This window comes from Staphylococcus sp. MI 10-1553, from assembly GCF_010365305.1.
GTDB lineage: Bacteria > Bacillota > Bacilli > Staphylococcales > Staphylococcaceae > Staphylococcus.
In genome coordinates this window covers 2,856,682-2,878,244 of sequence record NZ_CP048279.1, presented here as the reverse complement: position 1 = coordinate 2,878,244, position 21,563 = coordinate 2,856,682, and the positions used below count along the sequence as shown (strand labels likewise).

General features: G+C 35.3%; 21 protein-coding genes, 1 pseudogene and 1 other annotated feature. Of the genes and pseudogenes, 16 read left to right on the top strand and 6 right to left on the bottom strand.

Annotated elements, in window-relative coordinates; all coding sequences use genetic code 11:
• Positions 1-108 precede the first annotated feature (108 nt).
• The 7 genes from GZH82_RS13690 to elxI1 (GZH82_RS14540) all read left to right on the top strand — a co-directional run bounded on the left by GZH82_RS13690 (position 109) and on the right by elxI1 (GZH82_RS14540) (position 6,616).
• Complete coding sequence (locus GZH82_RS13690; protein ID WP_162682939.1) at positions 109-270, top strand: epilancin family lantibiotic; 162 nt, start codon at positions 109-111, stop codon at positions 268-270.
• Between the two features lie 86 nt (positions 271-356).
• Entirely contained in the window at positions 357-1,247 is an 891-nt protein-coding gene (locus tag GZH82_RS13685; RefSeq protein WP_162682938.1) for a S8 family peptidase, read from the top strand.
• Positions 1,234-4,194: a lantibiotic dehydratase gene (locus GZH82_RS13680; protein WP_162682937.1), complete on the top strand. Its 2,961-nt coding sequence runs from the start codon at positions 1,234-1,236 to the stop codon at positions 4,192-4,194. Before GZH82_RS13685 ends, GZH82_RS13680 begins: the two co-directional genes overlap by 14 nt.
• Before the next feature lie 11 nt (positions 4,195-4,205).
• Positions 4,206-5,405: a lanthionine synthetase C family protein gene (locus tag GZH82_RS13675; RefSeq protein WP_162682936.1), complete on the top strand. Its 1,200-nt coding sequence runs from the start codon at positions 4,206-4,208 to the stop codon at positions 5,403-5,405.
• A 30-nt stretch (positions 5,406-5,435) separates the two neighbouring features.
• Positions 5,436-5,651 (top strand): epilancin biosynthesis-related protein ElxI1, encoded by a 216-nt coding sequence (gene elxI1 / locus GZH82_RS13670; RefSeq protein WP_162682935.1) that lies wholly within the window; start codon positions 5,436-5,438, stop codon positions 5,649-5,651.
• Positions 5,652-6,104: 453 nt separating this feature from the next.
• A complete protein-coding gene (locus GZH82_RS14680; protein ID WP_162682934.1) occupies positions 6,105-6,386 on the top strand; it encodes a CPBP family intramembrane glutamic endopeptidase in 282 nt (93 codons plus the stop codon).
• Positions 6,387-6,403: 17 nt separating this feature from the next.
• Positions 6,404-6,616, top strand: coding sequence for an epilancin biosynthesis-related protein ElxI1 (gene elxI1 / locus GZH82_RS14540; protein ID WP_343236262.1), 213 nt, complete (start codon positions 6,404-6,406; stop codon positions 6,614-6,616).
• A 140-nt stretch (positions 6,617-6,756) separates the two neighbouring features.
• Here elxI1 (GZH82_RS14540) and GZH82_RS14675 read toward each other — a convergent pair.
• From GZH82_RS14675 to GZH82_RS13635, 6 genes and pseudogenes are all read right to left on the bottom strand, one after another.
• Positions 6,757-6,948: pseudogene (locus tag GZH82_RS14675) on the bottom strand (IS5/IS1182 family transposase); the annotation flags it as partial.
• Between the two features lie 318 nt (positions 6,949-7,266).
• Positions 7,267-7,509 (bottom strand): DUF3923 family protein, encoded by a 243-nt coding sequence (locus GZH82_RS13655; protein ID WP_162682932.1) that lies wholly within the window; start codon positions 7,507-7,509, stop codon positions 7,267-7,269.
• 491 nt (positions 7,510-8,000) lie between these two features.
• Positions 8,001-10,241 (bottom strand): 5-methyltetrahydropteroyltriglutamate--homocysteine S-methyltransferase, encoded by a 2,241-nt coding sequence (gene metE, locus GZH82_RS13650; protein ID WP_162682931.1) that lies wholly within the window; start codon positions 10,239-10,241, stop codon positions 8,001-8,003.
• The gene (locus GZH82_RS13645; RefSeq protein ID WP_162682930.1) at positions 10,238-12,079 is read right to left on the bottom strand and encodes a bifunctional homocysteine S-methyltransferase/methylenetetrahydrofolate reductase; all 1,842 of its coding nucleotides are present in this window, start codon (positions 12,077-12,079) and stop codon (positions 10,238-10,240) included. The genes metE and GZH82_RS13645 overlap by 4 nt, the downstream gene beginning before the upstream one ends.
• Positions 12,033-13,208 (bottom strand): cystathionine beta-lyase MetC, encoded by a 1,176-nt coding sequence (gene metC, locus GZH82_RS13640; RefSeq protein WP_162682929.1) that lies wholly within the window; start codon positions 13,206-13,208, stop codon positions 12,033-12,035. Before metC ends, GZH82_RS13645 begins: the two co-directional genes overlap by 47 nt.
• Complete coding sequence (locus tag GZH82_RS13635; RefSeq protein ID WP_162682928.1) at positions 13,205-14,308, bottom strand: PLP-dependent transferase; 1,104 nt, start codon at positions 14,306-14,308, stop codon at positions 13,205-13,207. Before GZH82_RS13635 ends, metC begins: the two co-directional genes overlap by 4 nt.
• Before the next feature lie 64 nt (positions 14,309-14,372).
• Positions 14,373-14,687 (bottom strand) — a binding site (T-box leader).
• A gap of 59 nt (positions 14,688-14,746) precedes the next feature.
• On the opposite strand from GZH82_RS13635, the gene GZH82_RS13630 reads away from it, so the two are divergent.
• From GZH82_RS13630 to rpsR, 9 genes are all read left to right on the top strand, one after another.
• Entirely contained in the window at positions 14,747-15,697 is a 951-nt protein-coding gene (locus GZH82_RS13630; RefSeq protein ID WP_162682927.1) for a ParB/RepB/Spo0J family partition protein, read from the top strand.
• Positions 15,698-15,762: 65 nt separating this feature from the next.
• On the top strand, positions 15,763-16,653 hold the full coding sequence (locus tag GZH82_RS13625; RefSeq protein WP_162682926.1) for a mechanosensitive ion channel family protein: 891 nt from the start codon (positions 15,763-15,765) through the stop codon (positions 16,651-16,653).
• A 12-nt stretch (positions 16,654-16,665) separates the two neighbouring features.
• Entirely contained in the window at positions 16,666-16,887 is a 222-nt protein-coding gene (locus tag GZH82_RS13620; RefSeq protein WP_014614931.1) for a DUF951 domain-containing protein, read from the top strand.
• Positions 16,878-17,975, top strand: a complete 1,098-nt coding sequence (gene ychF / locus GZH82_RS13615) for a redox-regulated ATPase YchF (RefSeq protein WP_162682925.1) — start codon at positions 16,878-16,880, stop codon at positions 17,973-17,975. Before GZH82_RS13620 ends, ychF begins: the two co-directional genes overlap by 10 nt.
• A 277-nt stretch (positions 17,976-18,252) precedes the next feature.
• On the top strand, positions 18,253-19,188 hold the full coding sequence (locus tag GZH82_RS13610) for an ABC transporter ATP-binding protein (protein ID WP_162682924.1): 936 nt from the start codon (positions 18,253-18,255) through the stop codon (positions 19,186-19,188).
• A 1-nt stretch (position 19,189) separates the two neighbouring features.
• Entirely contained in the window at positions 19,190-19,990 is an 801-nt protein-coding gene (locus GZH82_RS13605; RefSeq protein WP_238989703.1) for an ABC transporter permease subunit, read from the top strand.
• A gap of 273 nt (positions 19,991-20,263) precedes the next feature.
• Complete coding sequence (gene rpsF, locus GZH82_RS13600) at positions 20,264-20,560, top strand: 30S ribosomal protein S6 (protein WP_086428801.1); 297 nt, start codon at positions 20,264-20,266, stop codon at positions 20,558-20,560.
• A 22-nt stretch (positions 20,561-20,582) separates the two neighbouring features.
• Positions 20,583-21,089 carry a single-stranded DNA-binding protein gene (gene ssb / locus GZH82_RS13595; RefSeq protein ID WP_162682922.1) on the top strand — a complete coding sequence of 169 codons (507 nt, stop codon included), beginning with the start codon at positions 20,583-20,585 and terminating at the stop codon, positions 21,087-21,089.
• Positions 21,090-21,141: 52 nt separating this feature from the next.
• Positions 21,142-21,384: a 30S ribosomal protein S18 gene (gene rpsR / locus GZH82_RS13590; protein WP_014614919.1), complete on the top strand. Its 243-nt coding sequence runs from the start codon at positions 21,142-21,144 to the stop codon at positions 21,382-21,384.
• Positions 21,385-21,563 lie beyond the last annotated feature (179 nt).

The window sequence follows — 21,563 nt, the reverse complement described above, 5'->3', positions numbered from 1 at the left end:
CGATTATAGTTTTCCAACTATCGCCGAATAAAAATTTCGAAATTTTGAAAAAATTTATTGAAAACGCTTTAAAAATGCATTATTATTTGAAATAAGGGAGGTGAATCTATGAAAGACTCATTATTCGATTTAAATCTTACTAAAGGTGTGGAGACAAAAAAAAGTGATTTAAACCCACAAACTGCTAGTGTTGTTCGTACAGTGATACAAGTTTCTAAAAAGTATTGTGTAGGTATCACTTTAACTTGTGGATGCAAATTTGGTAAGTAGTGAATTTTTTCTATCGGTAAATGCAAAGATGTAATTGTTAGAATTCTCTGCATTTACCTTTTATATTATTTGAAAAGGTGAGAATATTGTTAGAAATTTGTAATTGGCCAAATGAAGCCAACATCTTTGATAAATTTAATTATGATATTAAAATATTATATATAGATAGTGGATGTGATGTGGAACACGATGAAATTAAAGATAGTGTGTTGATAGATGAATCTATTTCATTTGTTGAAGGAGATAAAAGTTTGAATGATTATACAGGTCATGGCACACAAATAATAAGTGCTGTAGTCGGAAAGAAACACATTAATGGTCTTTATAATAAAAGTAAAGTGGTTGTATACAAGATTACGAATTCTAAGGGAGTTAGTAAATTTGAATGGCTATACGAGGCTTTATTGCATGCAATCGAAAAAGATTATAAAGTGATTAATATAAGTTATTCTGGTGTTAGTAGCAGTGATAGGCTTACAGAGAAATTTCAAAAATTGATTGATAAGGCTAAAAAAGCCAATATACATATATGTTGTAGTGCTAGTAATGAGCGATTTAATAGCAATGAAACTATTATACCAGCCTCTCTTAAAGGAGTTTATTCCGTCGGTAGTTTAGATTTCCAAAATAAAATTTCTCTTTTTAATAAGCATATCGCTGCTAATTATTATGCTCCAGGAGGAGACGACATTTTTCAAGCTAAAAATATGAAATCATACATATTATTAGCAAATAGTACGTTGTCTAATTTCAACATTGGATCAGAAATCGGTTTAGATAAAAGATATACCCTGAATTTTGGAAATAGTATTGCATGTTCATATTTTTCTTGTTGTGTTGCTCTTATAATAGCTATGTTAGACGAGGAACATATAGCATGTGCTTCAAAGTTGTTTTTAGATGAATTATACAAAAAAAGTGAGAATACGAACATATTATTACGTACAAGGGAGATTTTACTTAATGGAATTGTTTAAATATTACTTATATAGAACTCCTCTTTTGTCTATAAGCAAATTCAAAGAAATAGAACGCAATGATTTGAGTGATAGAGAATATATATTACATCTTATAAAATTTGTTGAGAAAAACAATTTATATGCAAATATATACTCTTCTAGCAAAAGCTTATACCATTCAATTACTAATTTTAGTATGAATACATCGGATAAAAAAACTAGAAGTATTTTAATTTCATTATATAAGTATCTTGTTCGTATGATGTTTAGACCAACTCCTTTCGGAATGTATTCTGGTGTAGGCGTGAATGGTATATATAATCAAAACTTTGATGAGGAAGAAAAAATTACATATTTTGGTTATATAAATAATTCTGTATTGTATCTATTTATAGACTTTTTACATAGAGAAGATAAAATACTTGATAAAGTAAAAGTACATGTCAATCCTAATATATATGAAGACAAGACCCATCATTTCCTACCTTATCAAGTTCAATATGGTTCGAATGATTATAATGATACAGGAAATGTAAGTTTACAAAAAAACAAATTGACCCAAAGGGTAATACATTTATGTGCTCACGGAATCGATTTTAAACAATTGAAAGAAATTATATGTGAAGAGTTTCTTGCTTCGGAATCAGTAGTAAAAGAGTATTTACAAAAAATGATTTTTGAAGACTTTTTAGTTTCAGAGTTTAAGATTAATTTTAGCGATAAAAATTCTTATAAAAAAATAATGAAAAATATAGAAAATTTAAATGAAACAGAAAACATAGTATATGAGTTGTTGAAAAGTATAGATATTACATTAAAGGGAATACTTAATACTAATGATCGAGGCACCATTTTAAAACTTTTAATGAAAGCGGATAACTTAGTAGCAGCAAAGTTTTCGAATTTCAAAGAAAATGTAATAAATATCGATACTAAAATCAGTGGTCGAAACTTTCAAATTACCAATGAAGATATTTTAAATATCGAAAAAATAGCAAACTTGAGTTCTCGATTATCAATATTTGAGACGTCTAAAGTTTTAGAAGAGTACAAAAAGGAATTTTCTGAAATTTATGGGCAAGATGAAGATGTAAGATTGACAGAATTACTGAATTTAAGTACAGGTTTAGGTTTGCCAAATGAGTACAATAGAACCAATAATTCGAATAATCTTGAAAAAGCTAATAGCATAGCTAGAATATTAGAAAATTGGAAAACGGAAGCACTGTTGAAAAATAAAAAAACTATTAAATTAAATGAGTCTAAGTTCATGGAATTAGAACCCTATTTGAAAAAAGGCAATATACATACCTCCTTTGATATGTATTTAACTAAGTTAAGCAATTCATCTATCCTATATTTTAGAACTAACTCTGGATCGTTACAAGCCACTCAAACTTATGGGCGATTTTTATACATGTTTTCTTCTAATCTTAGTGAAAAAATCTATGAATTTAATGATTATAAACCAAAAGAAATGCATTCTATAGAAGTTGTATATAATCATCCTTCTTCTAAAATACAAAATGTAATGACTTCAAATACACCTAGTAAGGTTATTGATTTTTCTAACCCGAATGCTAGTATTACATCAAATGATTTATATGTATTTTTAGGTGAGGATTTTAATTTTTATATTAGAGATATAAAAGGGAATATTTTATACCCTAACTTCAACAATATGCATAATACTAACTTAGCGCCAGGCATTATTAGGTTTTTATCAGATATAAGTATGCAATATATTTCTGGACACTATTTTCTAACTTATTTTATAACAGAACAAGCTTATTTTCCTAGAATTGAGTATGAGAATTTAGTCTTATCTCCAAGGAAATGGAACGTTAAACTTGAAAGTAGTTTAGATTTTAATTTATTCATTTCTAAAATTAATGAATTTTCTAAAATTTACGACTTAGATGAAGAATTTTATTTAGTTTATGGAGATCAAAGGCTTTATATAAATTGGAAGTATAATATTTCTCAATACATTTTATACAATGAGTATAAGAAAGGTAAGAACCTAGAATTGGAAGAATTGGAAAAAGATTTTGATTTTGAAGAAGGTTCAACGCTCAATGAACTTGTGTTTTCTTTTTCTTCAACTACTCCTTTGAAATTGGAAAATGTTGTTAATTTTTCTCAGCCAACAATTAGAAATGAAAAAGAAATCATACTCCCTGGTAACGAGTGGCTCTCTTTAAATCTATACTATAACGAATATAATTTTAAAGAGTTCATGTCCTATGGTCTTTGGGAAAAAGTTTTTAAAGAGTTATTAAAGAGTAAGGAAATAGATACTATTTTCTTTATAAGATATCGTGACTCAAATGATCACTTAAGACTAAGATTTAGAATTCCTAGTAAGGATTCACTTATTCAGAAAAAAATTTTAGATTTAATTAACACATTTAAAAATAATGGTTACATAAAAACATTTAGTATAACACCATATTATAGAGAAACATATCGTTATGGAGGGACAGAATGTATAAAAGTAGCAGAAGAATGTTTTCAAGTAGATTCTAAAATCGTATTAAAATACTATGGTGATTTAGTTGATAACTTGGATGTTTTGGATTTTGCTATAGATAATATTATAGAAATTTTGAATTACTTTAGACCTTCGATTAATTCTCAAATATTGACCCTAGAGTTTGTTGGTAAAAATAAAGCAGTTAAAGACTTATACAGAGAAAAGAGAAATAGAATACTTAAATCTATAAACCAAAATCAAAAATTTATTGAGGCTCATGGTACAAAAAACTGGAGAGAAGTCAAGTATAATGCTTATATCTCGTTGTTGAAAAAGTCAAATAAGTTAAATGATAATAGCATTGTTTTAAGCATCGTTCATATGTTCTGTAACAGACTTTTGGGAACTGATAGGGAATTGGAAAGTAAAGTGATTGAATTAATATACAGAGCTTTGCTAGACTATGAAAAAATAAAACAATGGAACTAGAGGTATGTTTTATGGAAAAAGAGTTCATGGATTTTATAGAAAAAGTCTCCAACATAGAAATATCAAAAAAAAATATTGAGTTTAATTATGGTGAAGAAACCATTTATAAAGTAAGTGTAGCTACGGGATATCCAGGTATTGCTTTACTATTATATGAAACGTATAAATATACAAATGATATCAAATACTATAAACTTTGTAATGAATATTTAAGTGAAACAATCGACATCATACAAGCAAACCCTATGTATTCTACATCTTTATTTTCCGGAACTATGGGTATATTATTTGTATTAGCGACTTGTTCTGATGGAGGTAGTAACTATAGAAATATTACTACCCAACTTTTAAACGCGTATGATGTTATATTCGATGAAATATATTCTATATTAAATAAACAAGTTTATAACATTACTAAATCAAAAGAAAATTTTGATTTAGTAAATGGTGTTTGTGGGTCACTTGTATGTTTATTACATATATCAGATGTTTATGGGAGTGAAATTCATGCTAATTTAAACACATGGATTGAAAAATTAACTATTTTTGTAGAATCACTTATTAATAATAAATTAATATATAAAGTTAAGGGAGGCTTTTTTTCTGATTTAGGTGTTTCACATGGTATCAGTGGTGCTATAAATGTTTTGAACGCTTCCTATAATCGTGGTTTTATGTCAACTACGGCATTAAATACTTTAAAGCAATCTAGAGATTTTTTAATAGAATCCATAATTTTCCATCGGAATTCATGTTTTATTCCTAACACTTTAGATGATAATATGTTAAATCATAGAGATGCTTGGTGTTACGGTACTCCAGGTGTATCATTTGTACTTAACAATATCTCTCGTACATTGTATGATGAAAAAGCAATTAGTATAAGCAAATTTTTATCTAAAGAAACTTTAAGGAGAACAAAGGAGGAAAGAAAATTAATATCACCTACATTTTGTCATGGATATAGTGGGATAGCTATTATTAATAAAATATTGAAAAACGAAGAATTGGAAAAGTATTTTTATAATGAAATAATAAAATCTAAAAATTCTTATGCGGAATTTATATTTAGAGATATAGAACATCAAGATAACGGGTATGAACATAAAGATAGTGTTAGTCTTTTGGAAGGTAGCTCTGGTGTTTTATTAACTTTATTATCTCGAAATAAATTCCATTCTCTATGGTACAAGTTGTTTTGCTTCATTTAAAAAATAAATTCAAATCAGAGGAGAATGTTTATGAAGGTTATAACTACTATATTAGATTTTTTAGCAATTTTATGTGTTATTTTATTGTTTTCAAAGTTTCTTATCCTCTCTGTCAATGAAATGTTCGATTGGAAATTGAGATGGTATTTTTTGGAAGATATTCCTCACATGGCAATTATATTAGTTGTCCTACTTTTTATATTTGCTATACCTTCAGAAATGATAAAAGAAAAAAGAAAAAAGTAGTATTACAAGGAGAGTTGCTTTGAATATACGTAAAGTAAAGTGGATTGAGCTTACATATTTCCCACTAATATTATTTTTACCTTTATTTTTTAATGTACTTTTATCTATACTTAGTAATTTTATAGAATTTAATATTTTTAATTATCTCGGACTAAACAACCTACAAATAGTTTCAGACGTATTAGTGAGTATAATAATAATATTAGCGTTTGTTTTTATTAATAATAATCACAGCATTCATTTGAAACTAGCTTTTGTGTTTTTGGCAAATCATTGGAAGATCATTTTAATTATTTTAGTTTCTACTAGAGTGGCTTTTATATGTATAAATAAACTTATGACTTTTTTTAATAGTAACTTTGATTTATCTATTACGGAAAATCAAATCAGAATAATAGAGTGGATAAATAAACCTAGCTCCGTAACAATAGGAGTAATTACCTTTTTTCTATTGTGTTTATCGGACCGATATTAGAAGAAATTTTATATCGTCATTTAATTATTGGAGAAATTGGAAAAATAATTCCATACAAACTAATGGCTATTGTATCGTTGCTTATATTTGCTTTGGCACATGTGCATTCTATAGATGCTTTAAATGAGATAGTATTGTATTTAATGCTAGGTATACCAATTGTTTTTGTATATATCAAATCGAATTTTAATATCTATGTCTCTATTGCAGTACATATTTTTTCAAATCTAGCTTCTTATACTTACATATTGCTAACTTAAGAAAGGATGATTGCTAAATGATAAAAATTCTAGATATTTTAACTTCAATTTGTGTGATTATTTTAGGATCAAAATTTGCAATTCAATCGGCTAATATGATGTTTGACTTGCATTTGAAATGGTATTTTTTTGAGAATGTTCCACATCTCTCAATCATTTTAACTCTGTCAATTTTTATTTTATATATATCATCAGAACTCCTCAAAGAAAGGGAATCAAAATCAAATTAACAGCTATATTGAAAAAATTTCACTGGCTTTCTGTTATAGAATTCCTGATGTCAATAGCGGTTTGAAAATGTTGTTTTATGGCGGTTTGATAACTCATGTCCAGATTGACGCTTGATTTCAGGAATAATCTCCTCAGAAACTAATTGCTCATATAATGCTGTTGATTTTTCAATGACAAATTGACTAAAGCGCTTGATTGTTCTATAAGTTGACGTTTGACCTTGCTCAATCAACATCATTCGGCAACCATCTTTTAACAGATGCTCAATTCTTCGTCCTGAAAAAACAGAATTGGTATAACAATAAAGTATGATTTTTAACATCATTTTCGGGAAAAGATATTTCAGTTTCCATTGGTGTGTAAGTTGAAATATGTCATAATTTTTATACATATAAATCACACTTGTCTATTATTTTTGTGGTTATTAATAATTATACGGAAAGTGCTTTATTTTTAATAATATCTAAAAAGCTCTGATTAAATATTATTTAACATCTAATTAGAGCCTTTTTAGCGAACGAGGAAGGAATTATGTCTTGCTCCCTTTTGGGGTAGTTTAGAATACGGTGAAACAATGATTCTATATAAATGAATTTTTGTTTCTCTATAGTCGTATGTGCGAACAAAAATAGTAACAAACATTATAAGTCTACAAATCACGAGCCATTCTCTTTTCAGATTTTACAATATTGATAATGAGCCAGATGATTTGAATGATAGTTGGTATTAAAAAGAAAACACCTAACACCATTATGTTAATCCATTTTATCTCTACTGTTTGAACGGCACCACTTGCATCAATTTCTCGCATATAGAGCAAAAAAGATAGCCCTAAAAACAGCGCCACTTCTAAAATAGTGAAAATCCACCATAAAATCCAAGAAATTTTCATTGAAACCCCGCTCCTTAGTTTATTGCGTATTCTCCGCACTTTGAGTCACTTTATTGTGATAGTCTTCTCTTCCTCTCATCCAAAAAACTAAGAGTAGAATAAGTCCTAGAATAAAAGGAACATAGTCATAGAGTGATAGATGCGTATCAGATCTGATGATAGCTGTTCCGATACCCACAATATAGATAATGGGTACGATTGCGCCTAGAAATGCGGGTCTCTTATTCGATAGAACATATCTATGTATAATTAAAACTAAAATATACACGATAAATGAGATGAGTTTGATGCTCATGCTGACTTCTCTCCTTCAATCTTCCTTTTTATTCATTATTCCTTTTTGTAAAAATATCAAACACCCATTTCAAAAATAATCCTTTATATATCATTAAACCCAATCATCCGAAAAAATAACCACACCCTAAAAATAAGTGGAACCAATACTTTTAGGGTGTGGGATATGTTAATTAATTTGAAAGCATATTCTATTATTACTTTGCTTCAACATTTTCTTGACGCAATTTACGTGCACTATTCACTAAAACAGTCAATGCAGCCTTCACTTCATCTTCTTTACGTGTTTTAAGACCACAGTCTGGATTGACCCAGAACAATGAACGGTCGATTTGTTGTAAACCACGTTCAATTGCTGTCGTAATTTCTTCTTCTGTCGGAATACGTGGGCTATGAATGTCATAAACGCCTAGACCAATACCTAAATCATAATCGATATCTTCAAAGTCTTTAATGAGGTCACCATGGCTACGCGATGTTTCGATTGAAATCACGTCTGCATCTAAGTCGTGAATCGCATGGATGATTTGTCCGAATTGCGAATAGCACATATGCGTATGGATTTGCGTTTCGTCCGTCACGGAAGATGTCGCAAGTTTGAAGCTATGCACGGCTTTCGCTAAGTAATCTTCGTGGTACTCTTTACGTAATGGTAAGCCTTCCCGCAACGCTGGTTCATCGACTTGAATCACTTGGATGCCTGCTTTTTCCAGTGCTAACACTTCTTCGTTAATCGCAAGCGCAATTTGATCTTGAACTGTTGAGCGAGGGATGTCCACGCGTTCGAATGACCAGTTTAAGATCGTTACAGGACCTGTTAGCATGCCTTTCACTGGTTTGTCCGTCAAGCTTTGCGCATACACGGTTTCATCAATCGTTAATGGCGCTGTCCATTTCACATCACCGTAAATGATTGGTGGTTTTACCGCACGTGAGCCGTATGATTGTACCCAGCCAAATTTCGTCACGAGGAAGCCGTCTAACTTTTCACCAAAGAATTCGACCATGTCATTACGTTCAAATTCACCGTGAACAAAGACGTCTAAACCGATGTCTTCTTGAATTTCAATCCAACGTTTAATTTCATCTTGTACAAATTGACGGTACGCTTCGTCAGAAATACGGTTATTTTTCCAATCTGCACGTTGTTTACGCACTTCTGGTGATTGTGGGAATGAACCAATTGTCGTTGTCGGTAAATCTGGTAAGTTTAAGCGTTGTTGTTGTACGACTTTACGCTCAGAGAATGCTGAAGCACGTTCTGCGCGAACACTTTCAAAGTCGTACTCAAGATTTTTGAACGCTTGGCTTTGGAAACGTGTATATTGCGCATGTAAACGGTCATATGCTTCAGTATCGTTGTCATTCACAGCACGTTTTAATGCATCTAATGTTTCTAATTTTTCTGTCGCAAAGCTTAAACCGTCACGGATGTCATCTTCTAACGTTTCATCTTCTAATGAGACTGGTACGTGTAATAATGATGACGATGGATTGATATATAAGTCATCGGAATATTGGGATAATTTTTCAATTAATGCTTTCTTCGCTTCAACATCTGCAGCCCATACATTTCTACCGTCGATGATACCTGCAAATAATGTTTTTGAACGGTCAAAGTCGCCATTTTCGATTTGTTGTAAGTTGTAGCCACGATCATGTACAAAGTCTAATCCGAGACCTTTTACTGGTAATGCACTTAAAAACTTCACATTTGCACGCTCGAAATACGTTTGAATCACTAACGCTTTTGCAACATCAGCTTCAGCAAATGCCTCGTAAGCTTCACGTGTAATGTCTTCTAATTCAGTAGCTTTATCTGTTACTAAAATCGGTTCGTCAATTTGAATGAGTTCTGCACCTGCATCGATGAGTGATTGTAATACTTCAACGTAAAGTGGCAATAACGTACGCACTTTGTCTTCAAATGATTGATCGCCACCTTTAGAAAGTGCTACGAATGTAACAGGTCCAACAATAACAGGGTGTGCATGAATATTGAGTGCTTTTGCTTCGTTATAACGGTCTAATAAACGGTTGTGGTTCACGCGAGGTGTCACATTGTCCCATTCAGGTACGATATAGTGATAGTTTGTGTTAAACCATTTGACAAGTGCACTTGCGACGTGTGATTTGTTACCGCGTGCGATGTCGAAAAGTAAGTCATCATCTATGTCACGGTCTTGGAAACGCGTTGGAATGATATTGAATAATAAAGATGTATCTAAAATATGATCGTATAATGAAAAGTCGCCTACTGGTACGCTATCTAAGTTGCAGTTTTGTTGTAATACTAAGTTAGAACGGTGTAATTGTTGTAACGTGTCGTCTAATTCAGCTTTTGTAATTTTGTTGTTCCAGTAGCCCTCAATGGCTTTTTTCCATTCACGTTTGTGTCCAAGTCTTGGGAATCCTAAGTTTGTTGTTTTAATTGTCATAAAATCGCCTCCTGGTGGGATGTTGTAATTGATTTCGAATAGGCTGCAAGTTCTAATGAGTAATCAATACGCTCAAACGGTGTAATTAAATACAGTCCGTTGAAATACGTATGGACGGTGTCGATAAGTGATTTACAAAGGGATAGGCTCAGTTCATACGTTGCTTGTCTATCATCGGCAACAGCTTCAAACTGTGCGAGTACATCGTCTGACATTTTGATGCCAGGGACTTCGTGATGTAAAAACAACGCATTTTTGTAACTCGTAATCGGCATAATCCCAATAAAAATAGGGACATCGAGATGCTTTGTCGCTTCGTAAATCTCGACAATTTTTTCTTTTGTGAAGACCGGCTGTGTAATAAAGTAATGCATGCCGCTCTTAATTTTTGTTTCCATTTTGCGGACCGCGGCTTTGATGTTGCTCACATGAGGGTCAAAACCTCCCGCGATGTTGAACTGTGTGGCGACTTTTAATGTATCGCCGTCAGTGTTCACGCCTTTGTTAAATCTGAGTGCAAGTTCGGTCAATCCTTTTGAATTCACGTCGTACACATTCGTTGCCCCTGGGAGATGTCCGACTTTCGAAGGGTCTCCGGTAATCGCTAAAATCTCATGGACCCCGATTAACGATAAACCGAGGAGGTGAGATTGCAGTCCGATTAAGTTGCGATCTCGGCATGTAATGTGGACGAGTGGTTCGATGTTGAATTGTTGTTTGATTAAACTCGCGGCTGCAATATTGGATACGCGAACAGTTGCTAAAGAGTTGTCCGCTAACGTTACAGCATCAATTTGTGCGTCATCTAAAGCTTTGACGTTTTGGAAAAATTTCGTTGTATCGAGATGTTTCGGTGTATCAAGTTCGACGATGATGGTCGGTCGTTCTCGTACACGCGTTGCCAAGTTTTGACGTGTTTGCTTCGGTGCTTCTGACGTTTGTTTTTGATGAATCGGAATGACTTTTTTCTCTTGAATTGGCTTTAATCCTTGGACGGCTGCTTTAATTTTACGAATGTGATCAGGTGTCGTACCGCAACAGCCACCGATAAGACGGACCCCTTCTTGAATGAGTTGCTCCGCGGTCTCACCAAAGTATTGCGCGTTGTCACTATATTTAAAGGTTTGCTGATCGATATCGAGTAAGCTCGCATTCGGATAGCACGACAAGTAAGCATTGGTCGGCAATTCGATATGGCCAAAAGTACGCTTCATATGGTACGGGCCGTGATGACAATTCAAACCGACAATGTCTGCACCTGCTTCGACCAATTGTTGTAATGCGCTGTTAATTTCTTTACCGTTGACTAAATAATGCGTGTTAGAAGCGGTCAGTTGCGCAATAATCGGAATATCGTACTTTTGACGTGTTTGCTTAATCGCATTCAGTAACTCTTCATCATCGTAATATGTTTCGAATAACAGACCATCGACGCCTTCAGCCACGAGTGTATCGACTTGAATGTCAGTGTGATATTGAATGGCTGACAGTGACAGTTCGCCTTGTTTTGTACTTCTAAAGCCACCGACCGTCCCTAAGATGAATGTATCTGGTCCTGCAGCACGTTTGGCAATGGCTACTGCTGCTTGATGTATGGCTTTTACTTTATGTTCGAGTCCAAAAGGTTGAAGCTTTTCAAAATTAGCACCATACGTATTCGTTTGAATGACATCTGCACCTGCTTCGATATACGAACGATGAATGTGTTCAACCTTTTCCGGATGTGTGAGGTTATAAGCTTCGGGACATGTATCTAACCCTTCAGAGTATAGAATCGTTCCCATTGCACCATCAGCCACTAGAACTTTGTTTTGTAATGCTTTTAACAATCGATGCATCATATCCCCCCTTTAATGCATGGTCTAAATCTGCAATGAGTTCTTCTACATTTTCGATGCCAACACTTAAACGGAATAAACCGAAAGTAATCCCACGGGCCTCACGAATATCTGCTGGGATACTTGCGTGAGACATTGTATTTGGATGTGAAATAATCGTTTCAACGCCACCTAAACTTAAAGATACAAGTGGGATAGTTAGAGCATCGACAAACTGTTGTGCATAGGTTTCATCTTTTAATCGAAAACCGAGGACAGCGCCCCCATTATGTGCTTGTTGTAAATGAACAGTGCTATTTCCTGGATAATAGACGTGCGAAATAGCAGGATGTTGTTCTAAAAAGCGAGAGACAGCTTTAGCATTTTTAACTGATTGTTGAAAACGCACATCCAATGTTTTAATGTGCTGTGTCAGTGTCCAACTGTCATATACGGATAAGCCACTACCTGTTCCGTTTTGAATCAAGTACAGTGCGTCGGCAATTGCTTTGTCATTAGTAATTACTGCACCAGCGATAACATCACTATGTCCGCCTAAAAATTTTGTAGCACTATGAATCACAATATCTGCACCTAGATCTAAAGGGTTTTGACCAAGTGGTGTCATAAATGTGTTATCTACGGCGACGGGAATCTGATGTGCTTGAGCGAGTTCTGCAACTTGTCTAATATCTGTAATTTTAAATAATGGATTTGAAGGTGTTTCCACATAAATTAAGCGTGTTGAAGGTTGAATAGCGCGACGAATCGCATCAACATCTTCCGCATCTACAGTTGTGAATGAGATATTAAACCGAGATAAGATACTTTCAGTTAATCGAAAAGTACCACCATAAACATCATCAGGTAAAATAACATGATCACCTGCTTTAAGTGTTAAAAATACAGCTGTAATTGCGGCAATTCCAGAATTAAAAGCATAGCCGAACTGACCGTTTTCGAGTTGTGCTAACTTAGTTTCAAGTAACTCACGATTAGGATTGCCACTTCTTGCGTAATCATATTCGTAAGGGCCACCCAATACTTGTTGATGATAGGTCGACGAATAATAAAGGGGTATATTGGCGCTTTTATATTTGTGGCCTCTGTTAATATCATGGATCAATTCAGTTTGTTTCGTGCGCTTCATAAATGAACACCCTCCTTAGATTTCTCAAGTGCTTGAATTAAATCGTTTTCAATATCTTCATAAGCTTCAATACCAATAGATAAACGGATTAAATGCTGATCGATACCACGTTTATCCTTTTCGTCATCAGGCATATCGACATGTGTCTGTGTATAAGGGAAAGTAATGAAAGTTTCAGTGCCACCTAAACTTTCTGCAAAGCGACAAACTTTGATGCGTCGTAAAAGTGCATCCACTCGATAAGCGGGGTCAAGGCGCAAACTTAACATACCTGTACGTCCGCTATATAACACTTCTTGTATCCCCTCAAGTTGTTGACAACGTTGTGCGAGACGTTGCGCATTTTGTTGTGACCGTTCGACACGGAGATGCAATGTCTTTAAACCACGTAATAATAAGTAACTGTCAATCGGTGAAAGTGTGGCACCAATCATGTTGTGAAATTGGCCTAACTCTTCTGCAAGGACTTCATCTTTTACAGTGACGACGCCAGCAAGAACATCATTGTGCCCACCGATATATTTCGTCGCTGAATGTAACACAATATCTGCACCATCGAGTAAAGGTGTCGACAAATAAGGTGTGAGAAACGTATTGTCGATAATCGTTAATAACTCGTGCTGGGCGGCTATTTCATAATAAGGTGTCAAATCAATTTCAATCATCAAAGGATTCGAAATCGGTTCAATAAATAAGGCTTTCGTTTGAGGTGTGATGGCAGCCTTTACAGCGTCTGGATTTTCAAAATCGATGTAGTGAAAACGAATGCCATATTGCGTTTCGTAAAATTCAAATAGTCGAAACGTGCCGCCGTATAAGTCAAAAGAGACGAGTATTTCATCACCAGGTTCGAAAAGATTACAGACCAATTGGATACTTGCCATACCACTCGCCGTCGCAAATGACGCGATACCGCCTTCAAGTCGTGCAAAAGCATCTTCAAAAACTTGTCGCGTCGGGTTTTTAGTTCGTGTATAGTCAAATCCAGTTGATAGTCCAAGTCCTTCATGTTGGTATGCCGTAGAGAGATAAATTGGATTTGCGATAGCGCCTGTGTCATCTTGAGTCAACGCAATTTGTGCCAGTGTCGTTTCTTTCATCAGTTCAACCTCCTCTTCAAAAATAAAAAAGCTTCCGTCCTTTAGATCCAATAAGACATTAGATATAAAGGACGAAAGCTTGTTCGTGGTACCACCTTTGTTCGTGACATGATTGCTCAAATCACCTCTTCCAGTACGCTAAATTGTGTGCGAGGTAAAGGGTATGATAGATATGTAATGTGAGGGATATCTTTGGAATACTTTACCGTGCCACAAAATGTGAATACTGAGTCGCTATAACGGGCGAACCCGGTGATACCTCATATCGATACCAACACTCCAAGGCCATTTTCAAACGTGCTTTCAATACCTTCTCTCAGCGAACGAAGGCTCTCTGTAAATGCAGGGGTCGTTTTACTTTCCTTTTTACAGTGTTTAGGAATATTGTGTTGTGCTTTGATAAAACATACTTTACACGATGTCAAAAAGGTTGTCAACGTGTTTTCTGAAAATTTAGAAGAGAAAGAAATTGCATGTCTGTCAAAATCATGGAGAAAAGCTTGTGTCTCAATGGTGCAAACAGTAAAATGGAATGGTAAAAAATTTGAAAGGTTGGTGAGAAGGGTGACCGAAAAATGGCAAAGTCAACAAAATGATGCCGAGCAAGTTCAACGACTGGCATTGACGGAAATTAGACCGAATCCGTACCAACCTCGCAAAACGTTTGATGTTGAAAAGTTAACAGAACTTGCGCAGTCGATTGCACAGCATGGTGTGTTGCAGCCCATCATCGTAACGCAAGCGATCAAAGGGTATCATATTGTAGCGGGTGAACGCCGTTATCGAGCAAGTCTTGAGGCAGGCTTAACGCACATTCCAGCTATCGTTAAACCATTTTCAGATGGTGAGATGCGGGAACTGGCAATTATTGAAAACTTGCAACGTGAAGATTTAAATGCTTTAGAAGAGGCAGAAAGTTATCAACAACTGATGCAACATTTGAATTTGACACAACAAGAGGTTGCAGCACGGTTAGGCAAATCAAGACCGTATGTAGCGAATATGTTGAGACTGCTCAAGTTACCTGTTAAGATTAGGACTTTAATACGAGAAGGCCAACTTTCAGGTGGACACGGACGCACACTACTCGCACTCAAAACACCGGAAACGATGATACAATATGCAAAGTTAGCCATCCGGGAGTCTTGGAGTGTGAGATATTTGGAACAACGCGTCGCTGAACATACAGGTAGCACGCAACAAGCGATATCACGTCAACAGCATACGACGAAAAAGCCTGCACTGATTCGCCAACATGAACAACAATTAAAAGAACAATATGGCACAAGTGTAGAAATTACGACGAAGAAAAATGTAGGCGAGATTACTTTTACATTCCACTCTGAAAATGACTATCGCAGGCTGATTCAATTGCTTAAAAACATGTAATGTCGAAAAGGGCACGGGCATCAACATACATCACTCAAGATTATGCATAGAGAAGGGAGTTACTTATGAATCAATTAGAAGCGGTATTAAAAAGTATGGTTCAACCGTTATTAGATCCAGAAACATATTCCAACCTTTTAACGAAACTGATTATCGTTTTATTATATGTGTTGGTGGCTTTTATCGTTGTACGTATTTTAAACAAAGTCATCACTCAATTTTTTAAAGTCAACAATCGTTCAGCTAAAACAAATCGTGCGAAAAGATCAAAAACATTAATTACACTCGTTCAAAATGTCGTCGGTTACATCGTATGGTTTATTACTTTGACAACCGTATTGAGCAAATTTGGCATTAGTGTTGAAAGTATTTTAGCAGGGGCCGGCGTCGTAGGTTTAGCGATTGGTTTTGGTGCACAAACACTCGTGAAAGACGTCATAACAGGATTTTTTATTATATTTGAAAATCAGTTCGATGTCGGGGACTATGTGAGCATTAAAAACAACAGTGCACCGATTGCGGAAGGGACAGTCAAATCGATTGGTCTACGTTCGACACGCATTTTATCATTTACAGGTGAACTCTCGATCATTCCAAACGGGACGATGAGCGAGGTGACCAACTTCTCAGTAACGAATGGTGTATCTATTATTGATATTCCAGTGTCAATTCATGAGAAAATTGACGACGTAGAGAAGAAAATGAACCTCTTCTTAAAAACGATTCCTAAAAAGTATGATATTTTTATCGAACCGCCTGAAGTGTTAGGTGTCGATAAATTCAACAGCTATGAAGTGATGATTCGTGTGGCGGGTGAAACGTTGCCGGGTGAAAGCTTTGGTGGCTCACGTATTTTACGCCGCGAGCTAAAAGAATTTCTACAGTCTGAAGGTATTGAAGCACCAATGCCGACACTTGTCCAGTTATATCAAGAACAACAAAACAAGGAAGCATAGAGGTGAAATTGAGTGGCTTCAAATTACGAATTAAATGATATAGTAGAGATGAAGAAGCAACACGCATGTGGAACAAATCGCTTTAAAATCATTCGTATGGGCGCGGACATCCGTATCAAATGTGAAAATTGTCAGCGCAGTATTATGTTACCACGTCAAACATTCAACAAAAAAATAAAAAAAGTACTCGAAAAAGCGAGTTCAAATGAGAAGGAGAATGAAACATGGCTTTAACAGCTGGTATTGTCGGCTTACCTAACGTCGGAAAATCAACTTTATTTAACGCAATTACAAAAGCAGGTGCACTTGCTGCAAACTATCCTTTCGCAACGATTGATCCAAACGTCGGAATCGTTGAGGTACCTGATACACGTTTAACACAATTAGAAGCAATCGTAAATCCGAAAAGAACTGTACCAACAACGTTTGAATTTACAGATATTGCCGGTATCGTGAAAGGTGCTTCAAAAGGAGAAGGTCTCGGTAACAAATTTTTATCACACATTCGTGAAGTTGACGCGATTTGCCAAGTTGTGCGTGCATTCGACGATGAAAATGTCACACACGTTGCAGGGCGCGTGAACCCGATTGAAGATATTGAAGTCATCAACATGGAGTTAGTATTAGCGGATTTAGAATCTGTCGAAAAACGTTTGCCACGTCTAGAGAAAATGGCAAAACAAAAAGACAAAACAGCCGTGAATGAAGTGCGCATTTTAACAAGAATTAAAGAAACACTTGAAAATGGGCAACCTGTCCGTAGTTTAGAGTTTAATGATGAAGATCAAAAATATGTGAATCAAGCGCAATTGTTAACTTCAAAATCAATGTTATATATCGCGAACGTCGGTGAAGATGAAATTAATGACGCAGAAAACGATAAAGTGAAAGCAATTCGTGAGTATGCTGCACAAGAAGATTCAGAAGTCATCGTCATTAGTGCAAAAATCGAGGAAGAGATTGCGACATTAGACGATGAAGATAAGGCGATGTTTTTGGAAGAATTAGGTATTGAAGAGCCTGGTTTGAACCGCTTAATCCGCAAAACATATGATTTATTAGGATTGGCGACGTACTTTACAGCAGGTGTACAAGAAGTGCGTGCTTGGACGTTTAAGGAAGGTATGACGGCGCCACAATGTGCGGGTATCATTCATACAGACTTTGAACGTGGTTTCATTCGTGCTGAAGTGACGAGCTATGAAGATTTCGTTGCACATAACGGTGAACAAGGCGCGAAAGAAGCGGGTAAAATGCGTTTAGAAGGTAAGGATTATGTAATGCAAGATGGAGATGTCGTGCATTTCCGTTTTAATGTGTAGGAGATAACAAAGAGAGCTAAGGTGTTGAGATGATCAGCATTTTAGCTCTTTTTTTGCGGATATGATTCGTTAATATATATTGTTTTAGATTTCCGAACACGCACGAGTTGATGAGAAAGTTTGGAATTCTCTGTGATACAAGTTATTTTTAAACTATGTATAGTATTCTGAAAATTTTGTGTAAAAACGATAAAAAATAATGTATTATGTAAAAAAGTGGTAAAATATGCTTAAGTGAAAATGTGTAAAGTAGACAACAATGAGAGAGGTGAGGACGATGTTAGTTCGTGTGAACCAACTACAAAAGACGCTAAATGGTAAAAATGTGATTAATGATATTTCTTTTACTTTGAAGCCGGGAACGATTAATGCGATTTTGGGGCCGAATGGAGTAGGGAAAACGACGACAGTTCGGTTATTGACAGGTTTACTTCAACCGACACATGGTGAAATTGAAGTGTTTGGCGTAAAGACGACAGACCCCCATTTTGAACGTGTGCGTAAACAAATGGGTGTGCAAAATGATGGGAATTTGTATGAAAATCTAACAGTATATGAAAATTTAAAAATATGGGCGCGTTTTTACGATGTGCCAAAAGCAGCGATTGACGACAGAATTGATGCGTTATTAACTTATTTTGAGCTAACTGAGCGTAAAAAAAGTAAAGTTGGGACATTGAGTAAAGGCTTGAAACAAAAAGTAGCGATTATGCGAGCGCTCATTCACCATCCAAAACTATTAATTTTAGATGAACCGACGTCTGGTTTGGATCCATCAGCTTCTGAATCGCTGAACACATATTTACAACAGCAAGTACGTGAGGAACAAATGACGGTATTTATGTGTACGCACCATTTACAAGGATTAGAACAAATTGCTGACCATATTTTTATGATGAATCAAGGCCGTTTTATCGTTTCGGGACGTGCAGAAGATTTGTTACGTGAAGCGTGGCCACAAGTTGAATTTGATATTCATGTGAATGATGTGACTCGTGCATTGGCTTTATTGGAAAATGAGCAGGCATTTGTTGCCAAAGAAAATAGTGACAAAGAAGGGTATCTCCGTGTGAAAGTGGAGGCTTATGAAAATATTTCCCAGGTGATTAAGCTGTTTACAGAACACCAACTAGATGTGTATACGGTCACTGAAGTTCAACATACGATTAAAGAATTATATTTCAAGAAGATGGATGTGGTGCAACGTGATTAATATGAAACATGTCTTCACAATTGTTTACAAAGACGCTCTAGACATTAGAAGTGATCGCGGTGTTTTTGTGTCGGTATTTATTGTTCCATTTATTTTCAGCTTGGTGTTGCCGTTAGCGCTAGTTATTGGTGATATCAGTTTTAGTGTCGTCGATTATATTGGTGGTGCACGTATGTTCATTGACCAGTTGCCTGACCAAGTGTTGCCGAAATCCATCGACCGTAATCAAGGGATGGTTTACGCAATCTTGATGTATTTCTTTATTCCATTTTTCATCCTAATACCGGTATTTGTGTCCAGTATGTTAGCAACAACAAGCTTTACGGGTGAAAAAGAGCATAAAACGATTGAAGGACTCCTCTATACGCCGATTACGAATAAAGAATTGATGCTCGGTAAGATTTTAGTTTCAGGCATTCCGTCGATTTTGCTCACTTGGATTGCAGTATTGATTTATGGCATTATCGTTAATGTTTACGGCGTCAAAGTGTTAGGTGAGATGATTTTTCCGAATTTTAGCTGGCTCATGGTTACTTTCCTCATTGCGCCGTTAATTACGTTTTTATCCATTTCACTCGTCGTCGCTGTGTCGCAAAGGGTGAACACAAGCAAATCAGCACAATCCATTTCAATGATTTTAGTATTACCGATTATTGGCTTTATCATTTCTCAAGCAAACGGCGTATTTTTGTTTGGTCCTATGATTTCAATCATCCTCGTCGTTGTTTTGATTGTAGTCGATATCATCGTTTATTTAGCTATTTCGAAACGATTTAATTCAGACAAACTGTTAACAAAATAGCACATAAAAAATGAGGCACACATCATGGAATGACGTATGTCTCATTTTAATTTTTATTTCGATTAAGAAGAAATATTTTTAATTTATTATAATTTTAATTGGGTTCTAATCAAATGGGGCAAGCGAACAATTTAGATTGAGGAATTCGTGAAAGATATTGTAATTTGTAAGGGGCTATGATACAATCTTTGAATGTGAGTAATGAAAATTATTCCTTGCTTATCATTTGAATTTTGATAAGCCGCATAGACCATAAGGAGGTGCCAATATACAATGAGAACATATGAAGTAATGTACATCGTGCGTCCAAACATTGAAGAAGAAGCACGTAAAGCAGTAGTTGAACGTTTTAACGGAATTTTAGCTTCTGAAGGTTCTGAGGTGTTAGAAACTAAGGACTGGGGTAAACGTCGCTTAGCTTATGAAATTGAAGACTTCAAAGATGGTTACTACAACATCGTACGTATCCAGTCTGAAAACAACAAAGCTACTGACGAATTCCAACGTTTAGCTAAAATCAATGACGATATCATTCGTTACATCGTTGTCCGTGAAGACGAAAACAAGTAATAGAATAATTGGGGGCGTGTAAATGCTTAATAGAGTCGTATTAGTAGGTCGCTTAACTAAAGATCCAGAATACAGAACGACACCCTCAGGCGTAAGTGTAGCGACATTTACCTTAGCGGTTAATCGTACATTTACGAATGCGCAAGGGGAACGTGAAGCAGACTTCATTAACTGTGTTGTTTTCCGTAAACAAGCAGAAAATGTAAGTAACTTCTTATTCAAAGGAAGTCTCGCTGGCGTTGACGGTCGCTTACAATCACGCAGTTACGAAAACCAAGAAGGCCGACGTGTATTCGTCACTGAAGTGGTATGTGATAGTGTTCAATTTCTTGAGCCAAAATCACAAAACCAACGTCACGCGAACCAAAACCAAGGTAATCAATTCGATAGCTACGGCCAAGGATTCGGTGGACAACAACAAGGTCAAAATTCGTCTTATCAAAACAATCATCATCAACCAGCTAATGATAATCCATTTGCGAATGCGAACGGACCTATCGATATTAGCGATGATGATTTACCATTCTAATGACAATCTGAACGTATAGAAAACAATCTTTAATGTAAGGGAGGCACAAATCATGGCAGGTGGACCAAGAAGAGGCGGTCGTCGTCGTAAAAAAGTTTGTTATTTCACAGCAAACGGTATTACACACATCGACTACAAAGATACTGAGTTATTAAAACGTTTTATCTCAGAACGCGGTAAAATTTTACCACGTCGTGTAACAGGAACTTCAGCTAAATATCAACGTATGTTGACTACAGCGATTAAACGTGCACGTCATATGGCATTATTACCATTCGTTAAAGACGAAGCGTAAGCCAATTTATCAAACCCCGTACATCTATTGAGGTGTATGGGGTTTTTACATACCTATCACTCAATAAATATCTTTAACAAAGAGTAAAGATAGTATATATTAATATATATATACGAGAAGGATTTTATGTCATTATTAAAATGGAGATTAGAGTTAATTCGAGAGATAAATGTCTATTT